At 72.4% G+C, this 24240-nt stretch carries 21 protein-coding genes, 1 pseudogene and 1 riboswitch; of the genes and pseudogenes, 12 read left to right on the plus strand and 10 right to left on the minus strand.

What is annotated here, in order from left to right; all coding sequences use genetic code 11:
* Positions 1-15: 15 nt before the first annotated feature.
* From GA0111570_RS05720 to GA0111570_RS05735, 4 genes are all read left to right on the plus strand, one after another.
* Positions 16-978, plus strand: coding sequence for a cation diffusion facilitator family transporter (locus GA0111570_RS05720; protein WP_092607649.1), 963 nt, complete (start codon positions 16-18; stop codon positions 976-978).
* Positions 961-1084, plus strand: a riboswitch (cobalamin riboswitch). Its footprint overlaps the gene before it by 18 nt.
* Before the next feature lie 186 nt (positions 1085-1270).
* On the plus strand, positions 1271-2290 hold the full coding sequence (gene cobT / locus GA0111570_RS05725) for a nicotinate-nucleotide--dimethylbenzimidazole phosphoribosyltransferase (RefSeq protein ID WP_092607652.1): 1020 nt from the start codon (positions 1271-1273) through the stop codon (positions 2288-2290).
* A complete protein-coding gene (locus tag GA0111570_RS05730; RefSeq protein WP_092607655.1) occupies positions 2280-3062 on the plus strand; it encodes an adenosylcobinamide-GDP ribazoletransferase in 783 nt (260 codons plus the stop codon). The genes cobT and GA0111570_RS05730 overlap by 11 nt, the downstream gene beginning before the upstream one ends.
* Positions 3059-4006, plus strand: a complete 948-nt coding sequence (locus tag GA0111570_RS05735; protein ID WP_092607658.1) for a cobalamin biosynthesis protein — start codon at positions 3059-3061, stop codon at positions 4004-4006. The genes GA0111570_RS05730 and GA0111570_RS05735 overlap by 4 nt, the downstream gene beginning before the upstream one ends.
* Before the next feature lie 733 nt (positions 4007-4739).
* Here GA0111570_RS05735 and GA0111570_RS18390 read toward each other — a convergent pair.
* A pseudogene (locus GA0111570_RS18390) lies at positions 4740-5543 on the minus strand (DUF222 domain-containing protein); the annotation flags it as partial.
* 80 nt (positions 5544-5623) lie between these two features.
* Between GA0111570_RS18390 and GA0111570_RS05745 the strand changes: the two are divergent.
* Together GA0111570_RS05745 and GA0111570_RS05750 are read left to right on the plus strand one after the other, a co-directional pair.
* Positions 5624-6112, plus strand: a complete 489-nt coding sequence (locus GA0111570_RS05745) for a GNAT family N-acetyltransferase (protein WP_092607665.1) — start codon at positions 5624-5626, stop codon at positions 6110-6112.
* Positions 6112-6780, plus strand: coding sequence for a hypothetical protein (locus tag GA0111570_RS05750; RefSeq protein WP_092607668.1), 669 nt, complete (start codon positions 6112-6114; stop codon positions 6778-6780). The genes GA0111570_RS05745 and GA0111570_RS05750 overlap by 1 nt, the downstream gene beginning before the upstream one ends.
* On the opposite strand, the gene gtfA is transcribed toward GA0111570_RS05750, so the two are convergent.
* The 5 genes from gtfA to GA0111570_RS05775 all read right to left on the minus strand — a co-directional run bounded on the left by gtfA (position 6755) and on the right by GA0111570_RS05775 (position 12982).
* Positions 6755-8155, minus strand: a complete 1401-nt coding sequence (gene gtfA, locus GA0111570_RS05755) for a sucrose phosphorylase (RefSeq protein ID WP_092607671.1) — start codon at positions 8153-8155, stop codon at positions 6755-6757. The genes GA0111570_RS05750 and gtfA overlap by 26 nt on opposite strands.
* A gap of 32 nt (positions 8156-8187) precedes the next feature.
* Positions 8188-9879 carry a long-chain-fatty-acid--CoA ligase gene (locus GA0111570_RS05760; protein WP_092607674.1) on the minus strand — a complete coding sequence of 564 codons (1692 nt, stop codon included), beginning with the start codon at positions 9877-9879 and terminating at the stop codon, positions 8188-8190.
* A 19-nt stretch (positions 9880-9898) separates the two neighbouring features.
* Positions 9899-10741 carry a shikimate dehydrogenase family protein gene (locus GA0111570_RS05765; RefSeq protein WP_217634036.1) on the minus strand — a complete coding sequence of 281 codons (843 nt, stop codon included), beginning with the start codon at positions 10739-10741 and terminating at the stop codon, positions 9899-9901.
* Positions 10742-10745: 4 nt separating this feature from the next.
* Positions 10746-12164, minus strand: a complete 1419-nt coding sequence (locus GA0111570_RS05770; protein ID WP_092607677.1) for an MFS transporter — start codon at positions 12162-12164, stop codon at positions 10746-10748.
* Between the two features lie 167 nt (positions 12165-12331).
* The gene (locus tag GA0111570_RS05775) at positions 12332-12982 is read right to left on the minus strand and encodes a TetR/AcrR family transcriptional regulator (protein WP_092607680.1); all 651 of its coding nucleotides are present in this window, start codon (positions 12980-12982) and stop codon (positions 12332-12334) included.
* A 65-nt stretch (positions 12983-13047) separates the two neighbouring features.
* Between GA0111570_RS05775 and aroQ the strand changes: the two genes are divergently transcribed.
* Together aroQ and GA0111570_RS05785 are read left to right on the plus strand one after the other, a co-directional pair.
* On the plus strand, positions 13048-13497 hold the full coding sequence (gene aroQ / locus GA0111570_RS05780; protein WP_092607683.1) for a type II 3-dehydroquinate dehydratase: 450 nt from the start codon (positions 13048-13050) through the stop codon (positions 13495-13497).
* Positions 13490-15295, plus strand: a complete 1806-nt coding sequence (locus GA0111570_RS05785; protein ID WP_092607686.1) for a sugar phosphate isomerase/epimerase and 4-hydroxyphenylpyruvate domain-containing protein — start codon at positions 13490-13492, stop codon at positions 15293-15295. The genes aroQ and GA0111570_RS05785 overlap by 8 nt, the downstream gene beginning before the upstream one ends.
* On the opposite strand, the gene GA0111570_RS05790 is transcribed toward GA0111570_RS05785, so the two are convergent.
* Positions 15241-16908 carry an ABC1 kinase family protein gene (locus tag GA0111570_RS05790; protein WP_175557348.1) on the minus strand — a complete coding sequence of 556 codons (1668 nt, stop codon included), beginning with the start codon at positions 16906-16908 and terminating at the stop codon, positions 15241-15243. The two genes, GA0111570_RS05785 and GA0111570_RS05790, sit on opposite strands and share 55 nt — an antisense overlap.
* Positions 16909-16938: 30 nt before the next feature.
* On the opposite strand from GA0111570_RS05790, the gene GA0111570_RS05795 reads away from it, so the two are divergent.
* Positions 16939-19071, plus strand: a complete 2133-nt coding sequence (locus tag GA0111570_RS05795; RefSeq protein ID WP_139283154.1) for an alpha-glucosidase — start codon at positions 16939-16941, stop codon at positions 19069-19071.
* On the opposite strand, the gene GA0111570_RS17290 is transcribed toward GA0111570_RS05795, so the two are convergent.
* Positions 18988-19224, minus strand: coding sequence for a hypothetical protein (locus GA0111570_RS17290; protein ID WP_139283155.1), 237 nt, complete (start codon positions 19222-19224; stop codon positions 18988-18990). The two genes, GA0111570_RS05795 and GA0111570_RS17290, sit on opposite strands and share 84 nt — an antisense overlap.
* A gap of 96 nt (positions 19225-19320) precedes the next feature.
* Here GA0111570_RS17290 and GA0111570_RS05800 point away from each other — a divergent pair, with 96 nt between their 5' ends.
* From GA0111570_RS05800 to GA0111570_RS05810, 3 genes are read left to right on the plus strand one after another with little or no spacing between them, the layout of a single operon-like run.
* Positions 19321-20427, plus strand: a complete 1107-nt coding sequence (locus GA0111570_RS05800; RefSeq protein WP_139283156.1) for a LolA family protein — start codon at positions 19321-19323, stop codon at positions 20425-20427.
* 3 nt (positions 20428-20430) lie between these two features.
* Positions 20431-21372, plus strand: a complete 942-nt coding sequence (locus GA0111570_RS05805; RefSeq protein WP_092607700.1) for an ABC transporter ATP-binding protein — start codon at positions 20431-20433, stop codon at positions 21370-21372.
* On the plus strand, positions 21359-22192 hold the full coding sequence (locus tag GA0111570_RS05810) for an ABC transporter permease (RefSeq protein ID WP_092607703.1): 834 nt from the start codon (positions 21359-21361) through the stop codon (positions 22190-22192). The genes GA0111570_RS05805 and GA0111570_RS05810 overlap by 14 nt, the downstream gene beginning before the upstream one ends.
* An 18-nt stretch (positions 22193-22210) precedes the next feature.
* Here the strand turns inward: GA0111570_RS05810 and GA0111570_RS05815 are convergent, their stop codons facing one another.
* Both GA0111570_RS05815 and ptsP read right to left on the minus strand, forming a co-directional pair.
* Positions 22211-22531, minus strand: a complete 321-nt coding sequence (locus GA0111570_RS05815; RefSeq protein ID WP_092607706.1) for a hypothetical protein — start codon at positions 22529-22531, stop codon at positions 22211-22213.
* Positions 22528-24231 (minus strand): phosphoenolpyruvate--protein phosphotransferase, encoded by a 1704-nt coding sequence (ptsP, locus tag GA0111570_RS05820; protein WP_092607709.1) that lies wholly within the window; start codon positions 24229-24231, stop codon positions 22528-22530. Before ptsP ends, GA0111570_RS05815 begins: the two co-directional genes overlap by 4 nt.
* Positions 24232-24240 lie beyond the last annotated feature (9 nt).

Genomic DNA, 24240 nt, shown 5'->3' on the forward strand with positions numbered 1-24240 from the left:
CCTACACTTCCGGTCATGGGACACTCCCACGACCACGCCGCACATGAGCACGGCGACCATGAGCACGGCGCCCCCGGCCACAGCCACTCGGCGGGGGTGGCCCGCGGCCGGCTGGTCATCGCGCTCGCCATCACCGCCACCGTCCTGGTCGCCGAGGTGGTCGGAGCCCTGGTCACCGGCAGCCTGGCGCTGCTCACCGACGCCGCCCACATGCTCACCGACGTCGCCGGCCTGTCGATGGCGCTCGCCGCGGCCCACCTGGCGACCCGGCCCGCCGATCCCCGCCGGACCTGGGGGTTCCGCCGCGCGGAGGTGATCGCCGCCCAGTGGCAGGCCGCCCTGCTGCTCGCCGTCGGCATCTACGCCCTGGTCGAGGGCTTCCGCCGACTGCTGTCCCCACCCGAGGTGGCCTCGAACCAGTTGCTGCTGTTCGGCATCATCGGCCTGGTCGGCAACCTCGCCTCGCTGGCCGTCCTGCTCAGCCACCGGTCGATCAACCTCAACCTGCGGGCCGCCTTCCTGGAGGTGGCCAACGACGCGCTGGGTTCGGTCGCCGTGATCGTCGCGGCCGTACTGATCACCACCCTCGGCTGGGTCCGGGCCGATGCCGTCGCCGGCATGCTGATCGCGGCGCTGATCATCCCGCGGACCCTGGTCCTGCTGCGCCACTCGACGCGGGTGCTGCTGGAGTGGACCCCCGAGGGACTGGACCTCGCCGACGTACGCCGCCACATCCTCGAACTCGACCACGTCCTGGAGGTCCATGACCTGCACGCCAGCATGATCGCCACCGACCTGCCGGTGCTCAGCGCCCACGTCGTGGTCGAGGACGAGTGCTTCCACTCCGGCCACGTGACCGAGATCCTGGACTCCCTGCAGGAGTGTGTCGCGGGCCATTTCCCGGTGTCGGTGGAGCATTCGACGTTCCAGCTGGAGCCGGCTCGGCACCGCGAGCACGAGGGATTTCCCGGCGTGTAGTCTGGCGCCAGCATCACGCGGTGCCCGAGGAAGCCGGTGGGAATCCGGCACGGTCGCGCCACTGTGAGTTCTCAAGTCAGGAACTCGGTCCGCGTGCCACCACGACTGGGACGCGTCATCCCGGAGAGGACACCATGTCTGCTGCAGCCACGGGTTTCGTCCCCGCCTGCTCCGGATGACGCGTACCTGCTAGACGGGCGCGCTCGGGCCCTGACCGGTCCACCATCCACTCACTCGTATCCACGGGCTTGTTGCGGTCCGAGCGCGTCTCCACCCTCCCCTTGGAGAAACGATGACGCTGCCCCCTCCCTCCCCCGCCGTCCATGCCGCCGCCCGAGCCCATGCCGGCTCCCTGGCGATGCCCCCGGGTGCCCTCGACGGACTGGTGGACCTGGGCTGCTGGATCGCCGCCGCCCAGGGCCAGGTCCCGCCGGCGCCGCTGGAGAACGTACGGGTCGTCGTCTTCGCCGGTGACCACGGTGTGGCCGCCGACGGCGTCTCCGCCTTCCCGACCGCGATCACCGTCGGCATGCTGCACGGCATCCTGGCCGGTGGCGCCGGCGTCTGCGTGATCGCCCGCCAGCACGGGGTGCACGTACGTGTCCTGGACATCGGCGTCGACGCCGATCCCGACGTTCCCGCCGAGGTGACCGCGCACAAGGTGCGGCACGGCAGCGGCAACATCCGCGTGGAGGACGCGCTGACCCGCGAGGAGGCCGAGCGTGCCCTGGCCGAGGGCGCGGCGATCGCCGCCGAGGAGATCGCCGCCGGCGCCCAGCTGCTGATCGCCGGCGACCTCGGGATCGGCAACACCACCCCGTCGGCCGCCCTGATCGCCGCGACGTACGGAGCGCCGGCCGCCGAGGTGACCGGCACCGGGACCGGCCTGGACGAGGCCGGGCGACTGCGCAAGGCCGCGATCATCGACGAGGCGATCGCCCGCTGCGGCGACCGGCTCGCCGACCCCGTGCAGCGGCTGGCCTGCCTCGGCTCGGCCGACATCGCCGCCGCGACCGGCTTCATGGTCGCCGCCGCCCGCGCCGGTGTCCCGGTCCTGGTCGACGGCGTGATCGCGGCCGCCGAGGCGACGATGGCCGAGGCCATCGCCCCCGGCGCCAAGGCCTGGATGCGGGCCGGGCACCGTTCCCCCGAGCCCGGCCTGACGTACGCCCTCGACCGGCTCGGCCTCGAGCCGATCCTCGACCTGGGGCTGCGCCTCGGCGAGGGCTCCGGGGCGGTCGCCGCGGTGCCACTGGTCCGGACCGGGATCGCCCTGATGCGCGAGATGGCCACACTGGCCGATGTCAGCTGAGCCCGGGCCGGCTGACGGCTGGCGGCTCGCGCTCGGCACGCTGACCCGGATCCCGGCCGGGGCGATCGCGCAGGTCACCCCCGCCGTGGCCAGGACCGCGATGCTGGCCGGGTCGTACGTGGTGCTGCCCGTCGCGCTGGCCTCGGCCGCGATCGGTGCCGTCGCCGTACGGCTGGGGGCTCCCGGCCTGGTCGGCGGCCTGCTGGTGGTGGGGGTGCTCGGCCAGCTGACCCGCGCGATGCACTGGGACGGGCTCGCCGACACCGCCGACGGCCTGGGCGCGTCCTGGGACCGGGACCGTGCGCTGGAGGTGATGCGCACCGGCGACGTCGGACCGATGGGCGCCGGAACGCTCGTCATCGTGTTCGGCCTGCAGGCCGCGGCGTATGGGGACCTGCTGGCACGGCCGTGGGGCTGGCTGCTGGTGACCGCGCTGGTCGCCGCGTCACGCGCGGCGCTGGCGGTCGCCTGCGTACGCGGGGTCCGGGCGGCACGTCCCGAGGGCCTGGGCCAGGCCGTCGCAGGGTCGGTGCCGGTGCCTGGTGCGGTGCTGACGTGGCTGCTGTGGGCGGGTGCGCTGTCCGCGGTGGCGGTGTTGTCCGGGGCCACGTGGTGGGCCGGGGCCCTGGCGGCGTTCGGCGGAGTGGCGTCGGCGGGCATGCTGCTGTGGTGGTGCGTACGCCGGTTGGGCGGCATCACCGGGGACGTGCTCGGAGCGTGTATCGAGGCGGCCGCGACGGGACTGGCCGTGGTGGCGGTGGTGGCCCTGTGAGCGGGCGGCCGCTGACCCGGGCGCTGGGATTGGCGCTGGGCTTCGGACTGGACCGGCTGCTGGGCGATCCGCGGCGCGGGCACCCGGTGGCGTTGTTCGGCCGGGCTGCCGCGGCGCTGGAGCGTCGGACGTACGCGGACACGGTGCCGGCGGGCGCCGTGCACGTGGGGCTGCTCGTCGGGGGCACCGCTGCCGGTGCGGCGCTGGTCGGGTCGCTCGCGCGGCGCCATCCGGTGGCCGAGGTGGCCTGGACCGCCGCGGTGACGTGGGTGGTGCTGGGAGGCAGGTCCCTGGAGCGGGAGGCGGCCGCCGTGGCGGCGCACCTGGACCGGGGCGACCTCGAGGCCGCCCGGGAGCAGGTCAGCCACCTGGTCGGCCGGGACCCCTGGTCGCTGGACGGCGCGGGCGTGACCCGCGCGACGATCGAGTCGCTGGCAGAGAACACCTCCGATGCGGTCGTCGCTCCCCTGGTCTGGGGTGCGCTCGCCGGCCCGGTGGGCATGGTGGCGCACCGGGCGACGAACACGCTGGACGCGATGATCGGCTACCGCAACGACCGCTACGAACGGTTCGGCAAGGTCGCCGCCCGGCTGGACGACGTGGTCAACTGGGCGCCCGCGCGGCTCGGTGCCGCGCTCGCCGCCGGGACCTCGCCGGAGGCCTGGGGCGCGATCCGCCGGGACGCGCCCGCGCACCCCAGCCCGAACGGCGGGAAGATCGAGGCGGCCTTCGCCGGCGCGCTGGGGATCCGTCTGGGCGGGACCAACGCGTACGGGGGTCGGATCGAGCACCGGGGCGAGTTGGGAACCGGGCGAGCACCGGCCCCGGCGGACGTCGGACGAGCCATCCGTCTCGCCCGACGGGTCCAGCTGGGGACGCTGGTGCTGGCGGTGGCTGGGGTCGTCTTGGGCGGGCGTGTGACCAGGCGGCCTCGCAGTCACTGACCTGGCGGCCCCAGGACACGGTGCCCTGGTTGCTGACGCTGTAGCAGTAGCCCAGCGGCGTGCGCCAGACCCAGCAACCAGGCACCGGCTGGGTCAGGTGGAAGCCGCCATGGGTGCGGGCGCGGTGCGCGGTCCGGCCGAGGGGCCCGAGGTTGCGGGCACTTGTCGGTCCGCCGGTGCTCCACGGCCGGGTGTGGTCGAGGTCGCAGGAGCGCGACCCGTAGCTGCCCCACGGCGCGATGTCGTAGGGCTGGGTCTGGCGCACCTGCTCACGCATCCGGTCGGGGATCTCGTACGAGTCCACGGCAACCGAGTCTGCCGTGTCGATGACCTGCGTCACCCGCACCGCCCCACCGCCGAGGAGTTCCTCCAGCCGCTCCAGCAGCACCGGCCCGTGGCCCTCGGTCCGGGCGATGCCCCGGCCGGCGAGCAGGTCGGCCGCGCCGACGTGGACGAACAGGCGTACGGGTGGGCGCAGCCTGGACCGGTCGACCTGTCGGAACGCCTCGGCGAGGTCGGTGGTCCGGGCGCGCCACCAGGAGCGCGGCCGCGGGGCGTCGGGGTCCGGATCGGGCTCGGGCTCGGGCTCGGGCTCGGGCTCGGGCTGCTCTTCGGGATCGGGCCCCGGCTCAGCGGCTTCCTGAACCAGCTCCCCCGCATCGGCGAGGATCGCGGCGGCCAGCGCGGGCGTCGCCAGGATTCCCAGCGCACGCGCGCGGCGGGCGTCCAGCGGATCGGTGTCGCCCTGCTCGGCCAGCGCGCGGGCCACCTGGTCGACCGCCGCATCCACGTACACCGCGTCCGCAGTGTCCAGGTGCGCCACCAGCGAGGTCACACCCGGTCCCGGCTTCTGGCGGCCCAACCGGACGAAGCGGGCCCGGCGCGCCGCGTCGGTCCGGGCGGCGACCAGGTCGGGCGCGATCCGGGCGATCTCGCCCTCGGCCAGGGCCAGTGCGCGGGTCCATGCCAGTCCGGGCACCGCAGGGGCCAGCACCGCGTCCAGCGCATCCGCCTGCTCGATGGTCAGGGCATGCGCCAGTCCGGCGATCTTGCGGGCCTGCCAGGCCCTGATCTCGCCGCGCTGCATCGAGGCCCACAGCCGCGGGTGACGGTGGCGCAGGTTCAGGGCATCGGCGATCAGCAGGGCCGCCGAGGCGTGCGTACAGCCGAACATCGCGCCCAGCTCCACCGGCAGGAACTCCGGCACCCGGGGCGTACCCTCGCCGCCGAAACAGGCCAGGGTCTCGCCACCGCGCCGCCACTGCTGGGCACGGCCGGGCCGGGGCGCGGCGTCGACCAGGCCGGCGACCAGCACCAGCTCCCGCGCCTCCAGCGAAACCTGCCGGCGCCGGCCGGCGAGCAGCTCCTCGGCGATCCCGGACGCCGTACCGGGCACCTCCGCGTCCTCGACCATGGTGGGCTCCCCCTCCCCGGGCTGTCCGACGTGTCGACCACCTGACACCGCCAACGCTAGGACCCGCCACAGACATTTCCTGGAACGAGGGCCGCCTCCCGGAGGTACGGGCCCTTTCCTCATGCCCCTTCCTCTCCTGGCCCTTCCTCTCCTGGCCCTTCCTCACCGCCCGGCCCGCTACCGCCACTGACTACCCTGAGGGCATGCCCGATCCTCGTGTTCGCACCGCCCTGCCCGCCGACGTCCCTGCCATCCTCGGCCTCGTCCGTGACCTCGCGACGTACGAGAAGGCACCGCAGGCGTGCGTGGCGACCGAAGCCGACTTCGAGCAGGCGCTCTTCCCCGCCCACGGCCACCCCACCACGTTCTGCCACGTCGCCGAGGCCGGCGGCCGGGTGGTCGGCATCGCGCTGTACTTCCTGAACTTCTCGACCTGGACCGGCCGCAACGGCATCTGGCTGGAGGACCTCTACGTCGAGCCGCAGCACCGTGGCAGCGGGCTCGGCAAGGCACTGCTGCTCTCGCTGGCCGAGGTCTGCGCCGAGCGCGGCTACCCCCGGCTGGAGTGGACGGTGCTGGACTGGAACCAGCCCTCGATCGACTTCTACCGCTCCCTCGGCGCCGAGCCGCTGGAGGAGTGGACCACCTACCGCCTCGACGGCGCCGACCTCGAGTCCTCCGGGCGGCAGTGATGGGCACCTGGATCACCCTGCTGCTCGCGGTCCCGTTCGTGGGGTGGCTGGCGGCCGTCGTGGTCGGCACCCAGCGCCGCGAGCGCCGCCGGCTGGAGGCGCTGGAGTCCGGCGCCCGCGCGCACGGCTGGACCTACACGGCGCACGCCTCGGAGATCCGCCCGCGGCCACCGAAGCTGCGCGAGTGGCACCGCCGGATCCGCTTCCTGGAGGGCTTCGCCGGTCGGCAGGACGGGCAGGAGTTCGCGGTCGCCCACATCGTGCACGAGTCGACCGACCCCGAGAGCCCCGGGCGGCGTACGCACGCCACGATCTGCTGGATCCGTATGCCGTTCCCGCTGAACGAGGTCCGGATCGTGCCGGTCGAGCTGGCCGAGGAGCGCCGCCGGCTGGTCGGCGGCGAGCTCCACAGCACCGGCGAACCCGACTTCGACGCCCGCTACCGGATCCTCACCGGCGACGAGTTGCTCGGCCGGATGGCGGCCGGCCCGGTCGTCCGCTCCCTCCTGCTGGCGCACCAGCGCCCCTGGTCCGTCACCCTGCAGGGGGTGACCCTGGTGGCCGAGCGTGCCGACCGCGTCCCCCGCAACGTCGAGGACGGGATGAACGGGGTGGCGATCGCGATGGCGGTCGCCCGGGCGCTCACCGGCCGGGGGAGGCTTCGCTGATCCGGTAGGTCCGGGCGGCCAGGTCGGCCTCCAGCCGGACGTACGACTCCCCGGACCGCCAGCCCAGCTCCAGCCGGGGCCCCTCCCCGGCGAGGGTGAACTCCCCGCCGAACGCCGGGTGCTGCGCGCGCAGCCGCAGCAGCTCCAACTGCCGGCGCACCACCGGACGCTCCAGCGCCTCGGCGATCTCCGCGTCGGTGTAGCGGTGCCGGTTGATGTCCCGGCCGACCCCGGTCGCGGCCAGCAGTTCCATGTCGTCGGCGCCGGCCAGCAGGCCGACGTAGTAGACCTGCGGCAGGCCCGGCAGGAACAGCTGGATCGCGCGGGCCAGCAGGTAGGCGTCGTCCCCGCCGGCGGCCGACCAGTAGGTCGCATTGATCTGGTAGACGTCGACGTTGGAGGCGGCCCACCCGGTCGCCTTGCGGGACTCGCCGTGGGTGTTCTCGTGGATCGCCTCGACCAGGGCGTGCACCTGGTCGTCGTCGAGCAGGCCGCGGACGTCCATCACCCCGATCCCGTCGTGGGTGTCGAGGACGGTGACGCAGTTGGTGGGCCGCATCCCCAGCCAGCGGCGCAGCGGCTCGGCGTCGCCGGTGGTCAGCCCGTGCAGCAGCAGGGGCGGCAGGGCGAAGTCGTAGACCAGGTCGACCCGGGCCGCGATCCGCTGCTGCATCTCGTGCGAGGCGTGGATCTCGACCAGCACGGTCATCCCGAGCTCGCGGGCCCGGGCCGCGAGCCGGTCGATGAACGCGAACGTCTCCTCGGTCATGAAGCAGGAGGTGCCGGGGGTCTTGATCGCGTAACCGGCGGCGTCGAGCCTGATCATCCTCACCCCGGCGTCCGCCAGGGTGGTCAGCACCCGGTCCAGGTAGGCCTGCCCCTCATCGCTGCCGAGGTCCAGGTCGACCTGCTGGGAGGTGAAGGTGGTCCAGACCAGTCGGCGTCGCCCGCCCAGGTCGTACGGGGTGAACGGCAGGCCAGGCCGGGGCCGGAAGATCGCCGAGAGCTGCTCCTCGGTGGCCCCGTCGGGGAACACCGAGGAGAGGGTGAGGAACATCCGCGCGTGCGGGGAGGCGTCGCCGCGCTCGCGCACGTCGCGGAACTCCGCGGAGTCGGCCGAGACGTGGTTGACGATGACGTCGGTCATCACCGCCAGGTCGCCGGCGAGGGCGCGGACATCGTCCCAGCCGCCCAGCCGCGGGTCGACGGCGGTGTGGTCGACCGGGTCGAAGCCGGCGTCCGCCCCGTCGTACGGGGTGAAGTACGGCAGCACGTGCACCCCGTCGAAGAGCCCCGCCAGCGGCCCGGTCAGCAGCCGATGCAGTCCCTCGATACTTCCGCCGAACCGGTCCGCGTACGCGATCAGCTGGGTCATGAGCCCACCCTAGGGGCGGCTGCCGGACCCGGCTAGAGGTCGGCGGGCAGGGACTCGCGGACCTGCTTGCGCAGGATCTTGCCGAGCATCGAGCGGGGCAGCTCCCCGTCGGCGACGATGACCCGCTTGGGCACCTTGTACGCGGCCAGCTCCTGGCGGCAGTGGGCCCGTACGGCCTCCTCCTCGATCGTGGCGCCGGGTTCGGGCTCGACCACGGCGACGATCAGCTCCGAGCCGTCCTCGCGCCGCTTGCCGACCACCGCCACGTCCTTGACCCCGGGATACGTACGGATCGTCGTCTCGACCTCGGAGGGGGCGACGTTGAAGCCGCCGGTGATGATCAGTTCCTTGGCGCGGTCCACGATGGTGGTGTAGCCCTCCGGGTCGACCGTGACGATGTCGCCGGTGCGCAACCAGCCGCCGGGCAGCAGCGTCCGGGCCGTCTCCTCGGCGTTGTTCCAGTAGCCCTGGAAGACCTGCGGTCCCTTGATGAGCAGTTCGCCGCGCTCGCCCTGCGCGACCTCGCGGGTGGGGTCGTCGGGGTCGACGACCTTCATCAGGGTGGACGGGAAGGGTACGCCGATCGTGCCTGTGCGGCGGGTCGGCCAGAACGGGTTGCCGAGCGCGACCGGGGAGGACTCGGTCATCCCGTAGCCCTCGACCAGCAGTCCGCCGGAGACGGACTCCCACAGCTCGACGACCCGGTCGGTCAGCGCCATCGCGCCGGAGATGCAGTACTTCGCCGACCGCAGCGAGACGCCCCGCTCCTTGGCGGCCTTCGCGGTGCGCTCGTAGATCGGCGGGACCGCGCAGTAGACGGTCGGCGGGAACTGCTTGGCGGCCTTCAGCACCAGGTCGACGTCGAACTTCGGGAACAGCACCAGGTTGGCCTGCCGCAGCACCCCGTACGTCAGGTACAGCGTCATCCCGAAGGCGTGGAACATCGGCAGCAAGGCGTAGAAGTTCTCCTTGCGGTACTGCGCGTCCTTCATCCACGCCTTGCCCTGCAGGGCGTTGGAGTAGAGGTTGGAGTGGGTCAGCATCGCGCCCTTGGGGTGGCCGGTGGTGCCGGAGGTGTACTGCACCACGGCGAGGTCGCCCACGGCCGGGCGCGGCACCTCGGGGTCGACCGGCGGCGCGTCGATCAGCTGCTTCCACGCCATCGTGCCGGTGGTCGGGGCCGTCAGCGAAGCGCGGGTCTCGCGCAGCCTGCGGACCGGCAGCCCCAGCGCCAGCCGGGTGGCGGCGGGGAACTCCTGCAGCATGTTGACCGCGACGATGGTGGCCGGGCGGGTGCCGGCCGGGAACTCCTGCAGCTTGGGCACGGCCACGTCCCAGGCGATGGCAACCCTCGCCCCGTGGTCCTCGAACAGCTCCAGCAGCTCGCGGGCGGTGTAGAGCGGGTTGTGCTCCACGACGACCGCCCCCAGCCGCAGCGCCGCGTAGAACGCGACGACGTGCTGGGGGCAGTTCGGCAGCATCAGGGCGACCCGGTCGCCGGGGCGTACGCCGAGCCGGCGCAGGCCCTCGGCGGCCCGGAAGACCTGCTGGCCGAGCTCGGTGTACGTGGTGGTCCGGCCGAAGAAGGTCATCGCCACCGCCGGACCGCCCTCGGCCACCGACCGTTCGAACATCTCCACCAGGGATTCGGTCGGTAGCTCGATCTCCGCCGGGACACCCGGCTGGTAGGCGGAGACCCAGGGCGGTACGGAAGTGGTGGTCATACCTTCAGGGTAGGGGTCGTCAGGCGGCGAGCCGGGCCACCGTCCGCAGCTCGGCCGGCGTGGTCGAACCGAAGCCGAAGAACTCCAGGTACGCCGGGATCTGCTCGAACAGCATGTCGGTGCCGACCTGGGTGACGCAGCCCCGGGCGCGGGCCGCGGCCAGGAACGGCGTGACGTGCTGCTTCATCACGACCTCCCCGACGAACGCCCCGGGGTCGATCCGCTCCACGTCGAACGGCAACGGGTCACCCGGCTCCATCCCCATCGGCGTGGCGTTGACCACCACGTCGTAGCCGGTCGGGTCGTTGCCCCGGTCGAACACCGTCCGCAGCAGCGGGTAGTGCTCGGCGAGCCGGCGGGCCAGGCCCTCGGCCACCCCGGGACGTACGTCGTGCAGCGCCAGCTCGGCCACCCCGGCCGCCGCCAGGGAGGCGGCGATCGCCGAGCCGACCCCGCCGCAGCCGGCGACCAGGGCCCGGGCACCGACGGGCGAGCGGCCGTGCCGCCCCATCCCGCGGACGAAGCCCTCCCCGTCGAACATGTCGGCCAGCAGCGACCCGTCCTCGCGGACCAGGACCGCATTGGCGGCACCGGCGATCCGGGCGCCGGAGCTGACCTCGTCGACCAGGTCCAGGACGGTCACCTTGTGCGGCATGGTGATCAGGGCGCCGCGTACGTTGCTGGCCGTCATCAGCGGACGGAAGGCGGCCGAGAAGGCCGGTTCCGGCAGGCCGAGCGGGACCACGGCGGCGTCGATGCCGTGCGACTCGAACCAGGGGTTGTAGATCATCGGCGCCTTGAACGAATGGGTGGGGTACCCGATGTGCAGCAGCAGGCTGCTCTTGCCCGTCATCATCGTCATCACCTCAGCCCAGCTGGCTTCCGCCGGCCTCGCGGCGCAGGCGCAGGTACTCGGGACGCGGGATCGGGACGCCGTCCCGCTCGCCCAGGTCGTGCACGTGCAGCCGGTAGGTCTCCCGTGCCGACAGGGCGGCGAGGGCGCAGACCACGGTGATGGCCAGGGTGATCGCGCCGATCCGCATCGGGATGCCGATGCTGCCGGGCGGGGCGACCAGGGCGAAGATGGCCGGCAGGAAGGCGGTCAGCATGGTGCCGATGTTCTGGGCGATGGCCATCGAGGTGACGCGGGTGCGGGTGGGGAACAGCTCGGCGAAGAAGGAGGGGAAGGTGGCGTTGTAGCCCTGGTAGACCAGGCCCCACATCACGATCGAGAAGACGATCGCGAGGGTGACCGAGTGCTGGCTGATCGCCCACAGGTACCCGAAGGACATCACGCCGGAGCCGACTGCCCCGACGACGATCGGGATGCGGCGGCCGAACCGGTCCCCGAGCGTGCCGACCCACGGGATCACGACGACGGCGACGATGTTGCCGACCACCGGGATCCACAGGTAGACGTCCTTGTGGAAGCCGATACCGTACGCGGCCTGGGTGGCGTACGCCGCACCGAAGATGGTGGTGACGGTCGGGATCACGTTCATCAGGGCCATCAGCATGACGCGGATCATGTTGCCGCCGCTCTCGCGGAAGGCGACGACGATCGGGTTCTCGGGTACGGCGGCGGTCTCGGTCTCCTCCTTGAAGGCCGGGGTCTCCGGTACGCGACGGCGGATCAGCCAACCGGCCACCACGACGACCACGCTGAGCACGAACGGCACCCGCCAGCCCCACGAGGTGAACGCCTGGTCCGGCAGCAGCCGGGCCATCGGGATGAAGATCGCGGCGGCCAGGATCTGGCCGAACTGCGTGCCCTGCAGGGTGAAGCTCGCGAAGTAGCCACGACGGCCGAACGGCGCATGCTCCACGATCATCGAACTGGCCCCGGACAGCTCACCGGCGACCGCGAAGCCCTGGACCAGGCGCAGCAGGACCAGGAGCGCGGGGGCCAGTACGCCGACCTGCGCATAGGTGGGCAGGAACGCCACCGCCAGGGTGGACAGGCCCATCATCAGCATGCAGAGGACCAGGACGTTCTTGCGGCCGTGGGTGTCGCCCCAGCGGCCGAGGAAGAACGCGCCGATCGGACGGGCGACGTAACCGACGCCGTAGGTGGCCAGCGAGGCGACCAGGGCGACCTGCGGGTCCCCCTTGGGGAAGAACAGCTGCGGGAAGATCAGCGCCGCGGCCTGGGCGTAGATGAAGAAGTCGTAGTACTCCAGCGCGCTGCCGATCCAGCCACTGGCTGCGGCGCGCCGCGGCGCGTGGGCGCCCTGGGGTTCGTGGTCGGCCGCCGTGGGGCGGATCGACGTCTTCGGGAGGGACATGCGAGGTCTCCATTCACCATTGGATGGTCTCGTGGTGGGTCCGGGCCGGGGGCCCTGCACCAGCTATGAACTAACTAGTACATACATCATGAACTGTTTGGTACATTCTTGGCAAGACCCAATTCCAAGGAGGTGATGGGATGCTCTGCGACCTGCCGCAGCAGGCTTCAGTCCGTCGTACGCAACCAGGCCAGGATGGCCTCGACGGCGATCCGGCGAGCAGTCGCCCGGTTCTCCGGGGCGGCCATGTCGTGGCCGAAGCTGGCCTCGATCGTCGGCCGGTTGGTCACCTGGAAGATCGCCCAGGACATCGCCATCAGGTGGACGTCGATGGACCGCACCCCTGGCCGGCGGAACGAACCGTCCTCCCAGCCGCGGGCCAGCACCTCGTCGAGCATCGCCAGTACCGGGGTGTTGATCGGGATCTGGCGCTCGGAGGCGCGCAGGTGCTCGGCATGGTGGATGTTCTCGATCGACACCAGCCGGCCGAGTTCAGGGTGTTCGGCGTGGTAGTCGAAGCCGAACTCGACTATCGTTCGCATCGCCTCGACGGGGGACAGCGCGGCGAGGTCGAGCTTCTGCTCGGCCCGGCGGATCCCGGCGTACGCCTCCTCCAGCACGGCGGCGTACAGGCCGCCCTTGCCACCGAAGTAGTAGTAGATCATCCTCTTGGTGGTCCGGGTCAGCGCGGCGATCTCGTCCACCCTGGCCCCCGACAGGCCCGAGCGCGCGAACTCCGCGGTGGCGACCTGCAGGATCTCCGCCCTCGTCCGCACCGCATCCCGGGACAGCTCCTCGTCCCGCCGCCCGTTCGCCACCGTTCCTCCTCATCCGCCACCACTGGTGGCCCCAGTCTGACATCGAACCCGATCGGAGCCGAATCATGACCCCCTACCTCGCCGTCCTCAACGGACCCAACCTCAACCTGCTCGGCCAGCGCCAACCGGAGGTGTACGGCCACGACACCCTCGCCGACGTCGAGGCGCTCTGCACCGACAGCGCCCGCGCCGCCGGGTTCGGCGTCCGCTGCGTGCAGAGCAACCACGAGGGCGTCCTCCTCGACGCGATCCACGAGATGCGCACCAAGGCGGCCGGCTTCGTGGTCAACGCCGGTGCGTTCACGCACACCTCGGTGGCGCTGCGCGACGCGCTGGTCACCGTCACCGGCCCGCTGGTCGAGGTGCACATCTCGAACGTGCACGCCCGCGAGCCGTTCCGGCACCACTCCTACCTGTCCGACATCGCGGACGCGGTGATCGTCGGGTGCGGCATCGAGGGCTACCGCTTCGCCGTGGAACGGATCGCGACCCTGGTGGGGCGTCACCGTGCGTAAGGCCATCGCCACCGTCTCGGTCGGCGGGACCCTCGACCGCAAGCTCGAGGCGATCTCGGCGGCCCGCTTCGACGGGATCGAACTGTTCGACGCGGATCTGGTGTCCAGCCCGCTCTCCCCCGCCGAGATGGTCGCGCGGTGCGCCGACCTGGGCCTGGCGATCGACCTGTTCCAGCCGATCCGCGACGTCGAGGGCACACCGCCCGACCAGTTCGACGCGGTACTGCACCGGGTCCGGGCCAAGTTCGAGGTGATGGGACTGCTCGGCGTCGACCGGGCGCTGGTCTGCTCCTCGGTACGACCCGACGCCGTGGAGGACCGCGACCTGATGGCCGAGCAGCTCGCCGCCGTCGCGGGCGTCGCCGCGGAGGCGGGGATCCGGGTCGGCTACGAGGCACTGGCGTGGGGACGCACCACCAGCCGGTTCGCCGAGGCCTGGGACGTCGTACGCCGGGTGGACCACCCGCACCTGGGCGTCGTGGTGGACACCTTCCACATGCTCGCCCGCGGGGACGGTCCGGAGGCTCTGGCCGACGTGCCCGGGGACCGGATCACCTTCCTGCAGATCGCCGACGCCCCGCGGCTGGGCATGCACATCCTCGACTGGTCCCGGCACTTCCGCTGCTTCCCCGGCCAGGGCAACCTGGACGTCGCACCGCTGGTGGCCGACGTGCTCCGGCGGGGCTATCGCGGGCCGCTGTCCCTGGAGGTCTTCAGCGACGTCGTGCGCGAGGCCGACCCCCGGACCACCGCCCTCGACGCGATGCGCTCGCTGCTGCACCTGGAGGAGGAGCTGCGCGGCTGGTGGGACGCCCCCGAGCACGCCGGCGAGCGGCCGCGGATCGACCTGTTCGACCCGCCGGCCGCGCCGACCCGGGTGGACCCGGCCTGGGTGGAGATCTCCACCGGCGGTCCGGGCCCGGCCCGCGAGCTGGAGGACCTGCTCGGGGCGCTCGGGTTCACCGGCGCGGGGCAGGGCCGCTGGCACAACGGCGCGGCGACGGTCCTGCCGGACGACTCGCCGACCGATCGGCCGGCCGCCGTGACCGCGCTGGGCGTGGCGGTCGCCGAGCCGACCGACGTCACCACCCGGGCCGAGGCGATGCTGTGGCCGCGGGTCCGGGGTGGCCGCCCCGGCCTGGACTCCCCCAGCGGGCTGTCGGTCTACCTGGAGCCGAGCGCGACGCTCGCCCCGGGCCCGGGAGACTGGCTGGGCATCGACCATGTGGGCGCCTCGGTGGACCCGAACCTGCTGCCCGCCGAGCAGTCCTTCTTCCGTACGGTGCTGGGGATGCGGGCCGGCGACATGACCGAGTTCATCCAGCCGAACGGGCGGATGCGCAGCCGCCCGGTGACCCCCGCCGAGGGCGATCTGCGGGTCATCCTCTCGGTCGACGACGGCACCCGCCCGGACGAGGCCCGGCGCGGGCTGAACCAGGTCGCCTTCGCGGTGCCGGACGTCGTCGCCGTGGTGCGCCGGGTCCGGGCGGCCGGCCTGGAGCTGATGCCGGTGCCGGACAACTACTACGTCGACCTGGCGGCGCGCTTCGACCTGCCGGAGGCGCAGCTGGAGCTGCTACGCGAGCACGGGGTGCTGTACGACCGCGGCCCGCAGGGCGAGCTGCTGCACGTCTATACCCCTGTCCTGGGGAACGGCTTCTACCTGGAGATGCTGCAGCGGATCGACGGCTACCGCGGGTACGGGGCGCCGAACACGCAGATCCGGCTGGCCGCGCACTCCCGTCAGCGCTTCCTGCCGCGGGACCGTCCCCAGGGCCGGCCGGTCCAGGCCAGGTAGCCGCCGGTGGCACCGAGGATCGCCCACATCGTGCCCAGCACCGGGCCTGCGAACCGGCCGAGCTTCTCGGTGTTGGCGACCAGGATGTTCGAGCCGCCGCCGATCATCGCCGAGACGATCAGCCCGAGGATGAGCCGGTCGGTCATCCCCTCGGCCCGGCTCATCAGGGGGGCGAGCTCGTCGGCGTTGATCTTGATGTCGACCCCTTCCCGGTCGAGCCGGTCCAGCAGCCGGCGGGCGTACGTGGGCAGCTCGGCGCTGAACATCACCGCGTCCAGCGTCGCCTCCCGGGCCCGCCCCGCCCAGCTGCGCGGGTCGAGCTGCTGCAGCAGCAGGTGCTCGGCGAACGGGTTGAGGGCGTCCTCGAGCCGGAAGGTGGGATCGAGGCGCCGGCCCAGGCCGTCGGCGATGGCGAGCATCCGGACCAGCAGCACGATGTCGGCGGGCAGCGCGAGCCGCTGGCTGCGGACGATCCGGAACAGGTAGCTGCCGATCTCGACGGCCCGGATGTCGGCCAGCCGACGCCCCTCCATCGCGCTGAGCAGGCCGGTGACCTCCTTGCGCAGGGCGGCCCGGTCCAGCACGCCGCGGGGCGGGGCGAGGGTGACCAGCGCCTCGGCCACCACGCTCGGGTCGTTGCGGAACATCCCGACGATGATCGTGGCGAAGTGCCGGGCCATCGACGGGGTCATCGTCCCGATCATGCCGAAGTCGATCACCCCGATCGTGCCATCAGGCTCCACGAAGAGGTTGCCCGAGTGCGGGTCGGCGTGGAAGCGGCCCAGTTCGAAGACCATCCGCAGCAGCATCTCGCAGCTGCGCAGCGCCAGCGAGTGCCGGTCGATCCCGGCCGCGTCCAGTGCGGCGACGTCCTCGATCCGGATGCCGTGCAGCCGCTCCATGGTCAGCACCCGGGTCGAACTGGTGTCCCAGTGGATCCAGGGGATGTGGATCCGGGCGTCGCCGGCGAAGTAGCGGCCGAACTCCTCGCAGGCGTGCGCCTCGATGCCGTAGTCCATCTCGTCGCGCAGCGAGCGGCTGAACTCCTCGACCAGTCCGACGATGCCGATATCGGCGAAGAAGCCGGAGTTGCGGGTCAGGTGCCGGGCGATGTTGCCGAGGATCTCCAGGTCCTGGTTGACCCGGTCGACGACGCCGGGCTTGCGGACCTTGACCACCACCTCGCGGCCGTCGTGCAGGATCGCCGCGTGCACCTGCCCGATCGAGGCGGTCGCGATCGGGATCTCGTCGAACTCGGCGAACAGTTCCCCGGCGTCGGCCCCCAGGTCGGCGCGCAGCACCGAGCGGATGTCGGCGACCGGCACCGGCGGCTCGCTGTCGGTCAGGGTGTCCAGCGCGTCGCAGTAGGCATCCGGCAGCAGGTCGCGGCGCATGGAGAGCGCCTGGCCGAGCTTGATGTACGTGGTGCCCAGGTCGCGCAGCGTCTGGACCAGGATCTCGGGCCGGATGTCGTCGTGGTCACGCGGGTTGACGAAGCCATGGCCGAGCGCGGGCAGCCAGCGGCCGAGACCGGCCTGGTAGGCCGTCGCGTACAGACCGTTGCGGGAGAGCACCTGCGCGATCTCCCTGTACCTCTGCAGGTGACCGGGCATGTCCCCACCGTACATGCGACGATGTCCAGCATGCGGCTGAACCGTCGGGCGGCGCTGGGACTGGGTGGTGGCGTGGTGGCGGTGGGTGCCCTGGCCACGGCCGGGGTGGAACTGCGCGGTCCGTACCGGCCGACGCCCGGCCTCCCGCACGGCGGCTGGGACCCCGGCCAGGCCGCGGGCGACTACCCGATCGGGCGCCACCTGGTCGAGCTCGGCCGGACCTTCCGGGTACTGCACGACGGCGTCCCGGTGTGGTGGTCGAGCACCGGCGTACTCGCCGCCGGACGCGGCGGCCTGGACTGGGTCGACGTACACGGCCACTTCAGCCGGCACCGCCGGCTCGACGCGCTCTGGGTCGACGTCGTGTGCCGGACGGCCACCCTGACGTCGCCCGAGGAACTGCTGCTGATCGGCGTGCTGGGCGTACGGGGCGGTGAGCACCTGCCCTGGCGGATGACGCTGCGCTCGGCCGGCGACGTGCTCGACGTGGACGTCTCGGTGCCGGGGACCGACCTGGTGGTGCTGCGCTCCGACCTGGCCCGCGACGAGGGGGTGCACGGGCTGGGCGAGCAGTTCACCGACTTCGACCTGCGCGGCCGGCAGGTGGTGCTGGTGACCCGCGAGCAGGGCGTCGGGCGCGGCAAGCAGCCGCTCACCGTGCTGTCCGAGCAGACCAAGGGGGCCGGTGGCTCGCCGACCACCACGTACGCCCCGATGCCGGCCCTGGTCACCGACGCGCTGCGAGGCCTGGCCTGGGAGCAGGACGAGGTCGCCGAGGTCGACCTGCGCGGCGACCGGCTGGACGTGGGCGTGTGGTCGGACCGGATCCGCGGCCACTGGCGGACCGCCGCCACCCCGGGAGAGCTGGTCCGTACGCCCCACGACGCGCTGCCGGCCTGGACCGGCGAGGGCGCCATCATCAGCCTGCAGGGCGGGACCGACGAGGTGCGCCGCAAGCTGGCCGCCCTCGACGGGGCCCGGATCGCCGGGGTCTGGGTGCAGGACTGGGTGGGCCGGCGAACCACGAACTTCGGCAGCCGGTTGTGGTGGACCTGGGAGCTGGACCGGCAGCACTACCCGGGCTGGGAGGAACTGGTCGCCGAACTCACCGCCCGCGACATCCGGGTACTCACCTACGTCAACCCCTTCGTGGTCGACCCCGGCGAGAAGCCCGGCGGGGTGCGCCGCAACCTGTACCAGGAGGCGCTGGCGCGCGACTTCCTGGTCGGCCATCCCGGCGGTGGCCCCTATGTTCTGGACCAGGACGGCTTCAACGCCAGCCTGGTCGACCTGACCAACCCGGCGGCGTACGCGTGGTTCGCGGAGGTCCTCGCCGCGCTGCCCGGGACCGGCGGCTGGATGGCCGACTTCGGGGAGTCGCTGCCGTTCGACGCGGTCCTGCACGACGGGGATCCGCGCGAGTTGCACAACCGCTGGCCGCAGCTGTGGGAGGAGCTGAACACCTCGGTCCGGGGCCCGGAGGACTTCGTCTTCCACCGGTCGGCCTGGCGCGGGTCGCGGGCGCCGCACTGGGCCGGGGACCAGTTGATGTCCTGGGACCGGCACGACGGGATGGCCTCGGCGCTGCTCGGCATCCTCGCCGGGGGCGTCAGCGGGTTGCCGGTCAACCACACCGACGTCGGCGGCTACACCTCGCTGCCGCAGGCCGTGATCCGGACCCGCCGGGACGCCGAACTGCTGCTGCGCTGGAGCGAGTGGTCGGTGTGGTCCCCGGTGCTGCGCACCCACGAGGGCAACCGTCCGGAGGAGAACGCCCAGGTGTACGACGCGGACGTCGCGCCGGGCTTCGCCCAGCAGACCCGGGTGTTCGCCGAACTTGCCTCCTACCGGGCCGGGGTGGTCGCCGACGAGGTCCCCGCGATGCGGCACTGCTGGCTGGAGGCACCCGGCACCGGGGCCGCGCGGCGCGATGACCAGTACTTCTTCGGGCGCAGCTTCCTGGTCGCCCCGGTGCTCGAGCCCGGCAAGGGCGGCCGGGACGTCGCGCTGCCGCCCGGCCGCTGGGTGCTGGTCTGGACCGGCGAGGAGTTCGATGGGGACCGGGTGGTCAGGATCCGCTCACTGGTGGGCCAGCCCCCGGTCCTGCACCGCGCCGAGGACGCCGCTGCTGCTGGTATCGCTGCCCGGATCCGCCTGCTCTGACCGGGACGGCCCCGGCGTACGGACGCCGAACCACACCGCCGCGAGCAGGAAGGCGACCCCGAAGGCCATCCGGCCGGGCGCGGGCAGCCAGAACTGCGGCAGGACCAGGTAGACGGCCATCAGGAGGCCGGCGATCAGGGCAGCAGAACGCATCAGTGATCCTTTCAGAGAGCAGTGCTCTCTCAGCATGCCACGGACCAGGGCCGTCCGTCCCTGTCGAGGGTCGATCCGGCGACCTAGACTGGACGCATGAACCCCCAGGGTCGAACTCGACGCACCCGATGGATGGCGGCTGCCTCCACCGTGGCACTCCTCGGCGGCGGGGCCGTCGTGGCTACCTCCGCGCAGGCTTCCCCCAGCCTGCCGCCGCGCACGGCCGAGCAGTTGCTGGTCGACGTCCAGTCCCCCACCGTCCAGGCCCTGAGCGGAACCGTGCAGACCTCTGCCGACCTGGGCCTGCCCGCCCTGCCCACCGGCACGGGCACCTCCAGCAGCGACCCGACCGCCCTGCTGTCCGGCGACAACACCGTCCGTGTCTGGCTGGACGGCCAGGACCGCAGCCGGGTCTCGGTGATCGGCTCCAACGAGGAGACCTCGATCATCCACAACGGCTCCGACGTGTGGACCTACTCCAGCGCTGACCGCACCGCCAAGCACCTGACCGCCAACCGTACGGCGACCGAGCACCAGCCCACCCCGGTGCCCTCGGGCGCCCCGACCACGCCGCAGCAGGCCGCCCAGCAGGTCCTCGCGGCGATGGACCCGAGCACCACCGTCACCACCTCGGGGACCGCCCGGGTGGCGGGCCGGGACGCGTACGAGCTGGTCCTCACCCCCGCCGCGACCGAGGACACCCTGGTGCAGTCGGTCACCTTCGCGATCGACGCCGAGACCCACCTGGTCCTCGACGTGACCGTGCTGGGCAAGGGTGTCGACAAGCCTGCCCTCCAGGTCGGCTACTCGAAGATCGACTACACCTCCCCGGACGCCGGCCTGTTCACGTTCACCGCCCCGGCCGGCACCACCGTCCAGGAGGTGGCTCCGCCGACGCAGGCCGACAAGCAGGCGCCCACGGATGCCACGAAGACCGACCAGGCCAAGCCCACGGTCGTCGGCGACGGCTGGGACACGGTGGTCGTGACGAAGACCGGATCGGCGCTGACCTCCACGTCGGGCACCGACAACGCCCAGGCCCAGCAGGCCAAGGCCCTGCTCGACTCGCTGCCGCGGGTCAGCGGTGACTGGGGCAGCGGACGGCTGCTGACCGGCACCCTGTTCTCCGCCGTCCTCACCGATGACGGACGGGTCGCCGTCGGTGCCGTCCCCGCCGATCGCCTGTACGCCGCGCTGCGCTGACCGGTGGCCACCCCAGAGGCGCCGGCGATCCGTACGACCGGGCTGACCAAGACCTTCGGCGGACGCCGGGTCGTCGACGGGATCGACCTCGACGTGCCGACCGGGTCGGTGTACGGCTTCCTCGGGCCGAACGGCTCGGGCAAGACCACCACGATCCGGATGCTGCTCGGCCTGGCCCGCCCCACCGCCGGCGAGATCACCATGCTGGGTTCGGCGGTGCCGGCCCAGGTGACGAGGGTGCTCCCCCGGGTCGGCGCCCTGGTCGAGGGGCCAGCCTTCCACCCGCAACTGAGCGGGCGTGCCAACCTGGCCCGGCTGGACGCCGCCGACGCCACCAGCGACCCGCGCACCGCGCCGGAGCGGATCGCGACCGCGCTGGAGCGGGTCGGCCTGCAACACGCCCGGGACAAGCGCTTCCGGGTCTACTCGCTGGGCATGAAGCAGCGCCTCGGCATCGCCGCCGGCCTGCTGGTGCCCCGTGACCTGCTGGTCCTCGACGAGCCGACCAACGGCCTGGACCCGCAGGGCACCCGCGAGGTACGGCACCTGATCGACTCACTCGCCGCGGACGGCATCACCGTCCTGGTCTCCAGCCACCTGCTGTCCGAGATCGAGCAGGTCTGCACCCACCTGGGCGTGATGCGCGAGGGCCGGCTGGTCGCCCAGGGACCGATCGACCAACTGCGCTCGCAAGGTCGTACGCTGCTGCGGCTGCGCACGGGCGAGCCCGCCGAGGCGATCACTGTCCTGCGGCGGATGGGTGCCGACGAGACGAGCCACCAGGGTGACACCGTGCTGGCCGGCGGGATGGACCAGGCGCCCGAGGCGGTCGTGGCCGCCCTGGTCGCCGCGGGCGTCGGGGTGCGCGAGTTCACCGTCCGGGCACCCTCCCTGGAGGACGTCTTCATCGGCCTGACCGGAGAGGGTTTCGATGTCAGTGGCTAGCGGGGTCAGCGGCTGGTTCCGCTTCCTGGGGTCCGAGCTCCGCCTGGTGTTCGGCCGGCGGCGCAACCAGATCGGCCTGCTGGTACTGGCCGGCATCCCGGTGATGCTCGCGGTGACGCTGCGGCTGTCCGGTCACCAGGGAGAGCACGGCCCCGACTTCTTCAGCTCGATCACGTCGAACGGCATCTTCGTGGCGCTCGCCGCGCTGTCGGTGGAGCTCACCCTGTTCCTGCCGCTGGCGATCGCGATCCTCGCGGGGGACGCGATCGCCAGCGAGGCGAACCTGGGCACGCTGCGCTACCTGCTCACCGTCCCGGTGCCGCGCTCACGACTGCTGGCGGTCAAGTACGTGGCGCTGGTGATCGGCGGGCTGGCCGGCGTTGCCGTGGTGGCCGTGGCCGGTGTGGTCGCCGGTGGCGTGGCCTTCGGCCTGGGGCCGGTGACCACCCTGTCCGGCATCCAGATCGGGATGGGGGTGGCCTCCGTACGCCTCCTGCTGGCCATGCTCTACGTGACCGCGGGCCTGGCCGCGCTGGCGGCCATCGGCCTGTTCATCTCGACCCTGACCGAACAGCCCATCGTGGCGATGGTGGCGACCACCGCCGTGTCGACGCTGATGTGGATCCTGGACGCGGTCCCCCAGTTGGCCTTCCTGCATCCCTGGTTGCTGGTGCACCACTGGCCGGCTTTCGGGGACCTGTTCCGCCAGCCGGTCTTCACCGACGGGATCGTCGCAGGGTTGTGGCTGGCCCTCGGCTACGCCGTGGTCTTCTACGTCGCCGCCTGGGCGACCTTCATCCGCCGCGACATCACCAGCTGACAGGTCGTAGGAGGCGCGTCAGGGGGCGATCAGCACCACTTCGCCGGTCGGCCCCTCACAGCGGAGCACCTTCCCCCGGACGCACGTGAACGGTACGTCGGCACCGAGCAGGGGGTTGAACGCCTGCACCTGGAACTGCGCGGCAGCACCGGTGACCTTGGCCACGGAGTCGCGGGTGGCAACGGCGAGCTGGCAGCTCGCGCCACCCGCGACTCCTAGTCCCGCCTCACACATCCGGCCGGCGCCGGGGAGCCTGTCGGCGTACGAACGCCACAGGATCCCCAGCACCAGCACCAGGAAGACGACGACCGCCAGGAGGAAGGGCCACAGACGTTTCACCCCCCGAGGATAGCGGTGGCCTCCTCGCGCGCCTCGATCGAGCCCTTGGCGTCAACGGCCGCCGCAGCGGCGCGGCGGCACTGGTCGAGGGTGACCGCCGACAGCTGGGCACCCACGGCGGCCAGCGCCGGGGCCGCCGCCGACAGCGAGGTCACGCCGAGACCGGTCAGCACACAGGCCAGCAGCGGGTCCGCGGCCGCCTCGCCGCACACCCCGACAGGCTTGCCGGCCCGCTGGCCGGCCTCCGCGGTGAGTTGCACCAGGCGGAGCACTGCCGGCTGCCACGGGTCGGTGAGGGTCGACAGGTACGGCGACATCCGGTCGGCGGCCATCGTGTACTGCGACAGGTCGTTGGTGCCGATCGAGAAGAACTCGACGTGCTCCAGCACCTTGTCGGCGCGCAGCGCGACACCCGGGACCTCGACCATCACGCCCGGGAACAGCCCGCGCTCACGGCACAGCCCGGCGAACCACTCGGCCTCGCTGACGGTGGACATCATCGGAGCCATCACCCAGGCCTCGACGTCGGAGGCCTCGGCGGCCGCCTTGATCGCGTCCAGCTGGTGGGTCATCAGCTCGGGGCGGTCCAGGGCGATCCGCATCCCGCGTACGCCGAGGGAGGGGTTCTCCTCGTTCGGCATGTTCGCGAAGACCAACGGCTTGTCCGACCCGGCATCCAGGGTGCGGACGACGACCTTGTGTCCCCGGAAGGCCTCGAAGACCTCCAGGTAGACGGCCGTCTGCTCCTCCAGGGTCGGCTCGACCTGGGCGCTGAGGAAGGCCAGCTCGGTGCGGAACAGCCCCACGCCCTCGGCGATGCCCGGTGCGGCGGCCTTGCGGGCGGCGGCGCCGTCCTGGACGTTGGCCAGCAGCTGGACCCGGTAGCCGTCGGAGGTCTGCGCCGGGCCCTGCCAGGCGCGGATCCGGTCCGCCTTCTCGGCCGCCTCGGCAACCATCCGGTGCGCCAGCTCGCCCTCCGGGTTCTGGGTGAGCTCGCCCGTCTCGCCGTCGACGAGCAGCTGGGTGCCGTCCTCGACCTGGAACAGCAGCTCGCCGACCGCCACGACGCAGGGGATGCCGAGCTGGCGGGCGATGATCGCGGTATGGCTGGTCTTGCCGCCCAGGGCGGTGACCAGGGCGGCGATGACCTCCGGGCGCAGGCCGGCGGTGTCGGCGGGTGCGAGGTCGTCGGCCAGCAGCACGACCGGCTCCTGCGGGTCGGGCACGCCCGGCTCGGGCTCACCGCGCAGCTCGGCGATGACCCGGTCACGAACGTCCTTCAGGTCGGTCGTCCGCTCGGCCATCAGGCCGCCGATCTTCTCGAACTTGGCCACGAACGTGCCGGTCGCCTGGACGGCGGCCCACTCGGCCGAGGCGCCACCATCGATGTGCTTGTTGACCGTACGCTGCCAGCCGCGGTCCGTGGCGAGCGCGGACGTGGCGGCGAGCACCTCGGAGGCGTGCCCGGTGACCATCGATGCCCGGCTGGCCAGGCGGCTGCCGACGGTGGCGGCCGCGGCGGCGAACCGCTCCTTCTCGCCCTGGCGGGCATCCTCGGGGACCTCGGGGCCGGCGGTGGGCAGCTCGGGGCGGGGGCGGACCCACTGCACCGGGGCATAGCCGACTCCGCCGACGACACCGAGTCCGGTCAGGGTGACAGGTTCGCCCGGGATGGTGGCCCGGAAACGCGCAGACGTCATTGGGATCTT

Source organism: Raineyella antarctica, assembly GCF_900092135.1.
Taxonomy (GTDB): domain Bacteria; phylum Actinomycetota; class Actinomycetes; order Propionibacteriales; family Propionibacteriaceae; genus Raineyella; species Raineyella antarctica.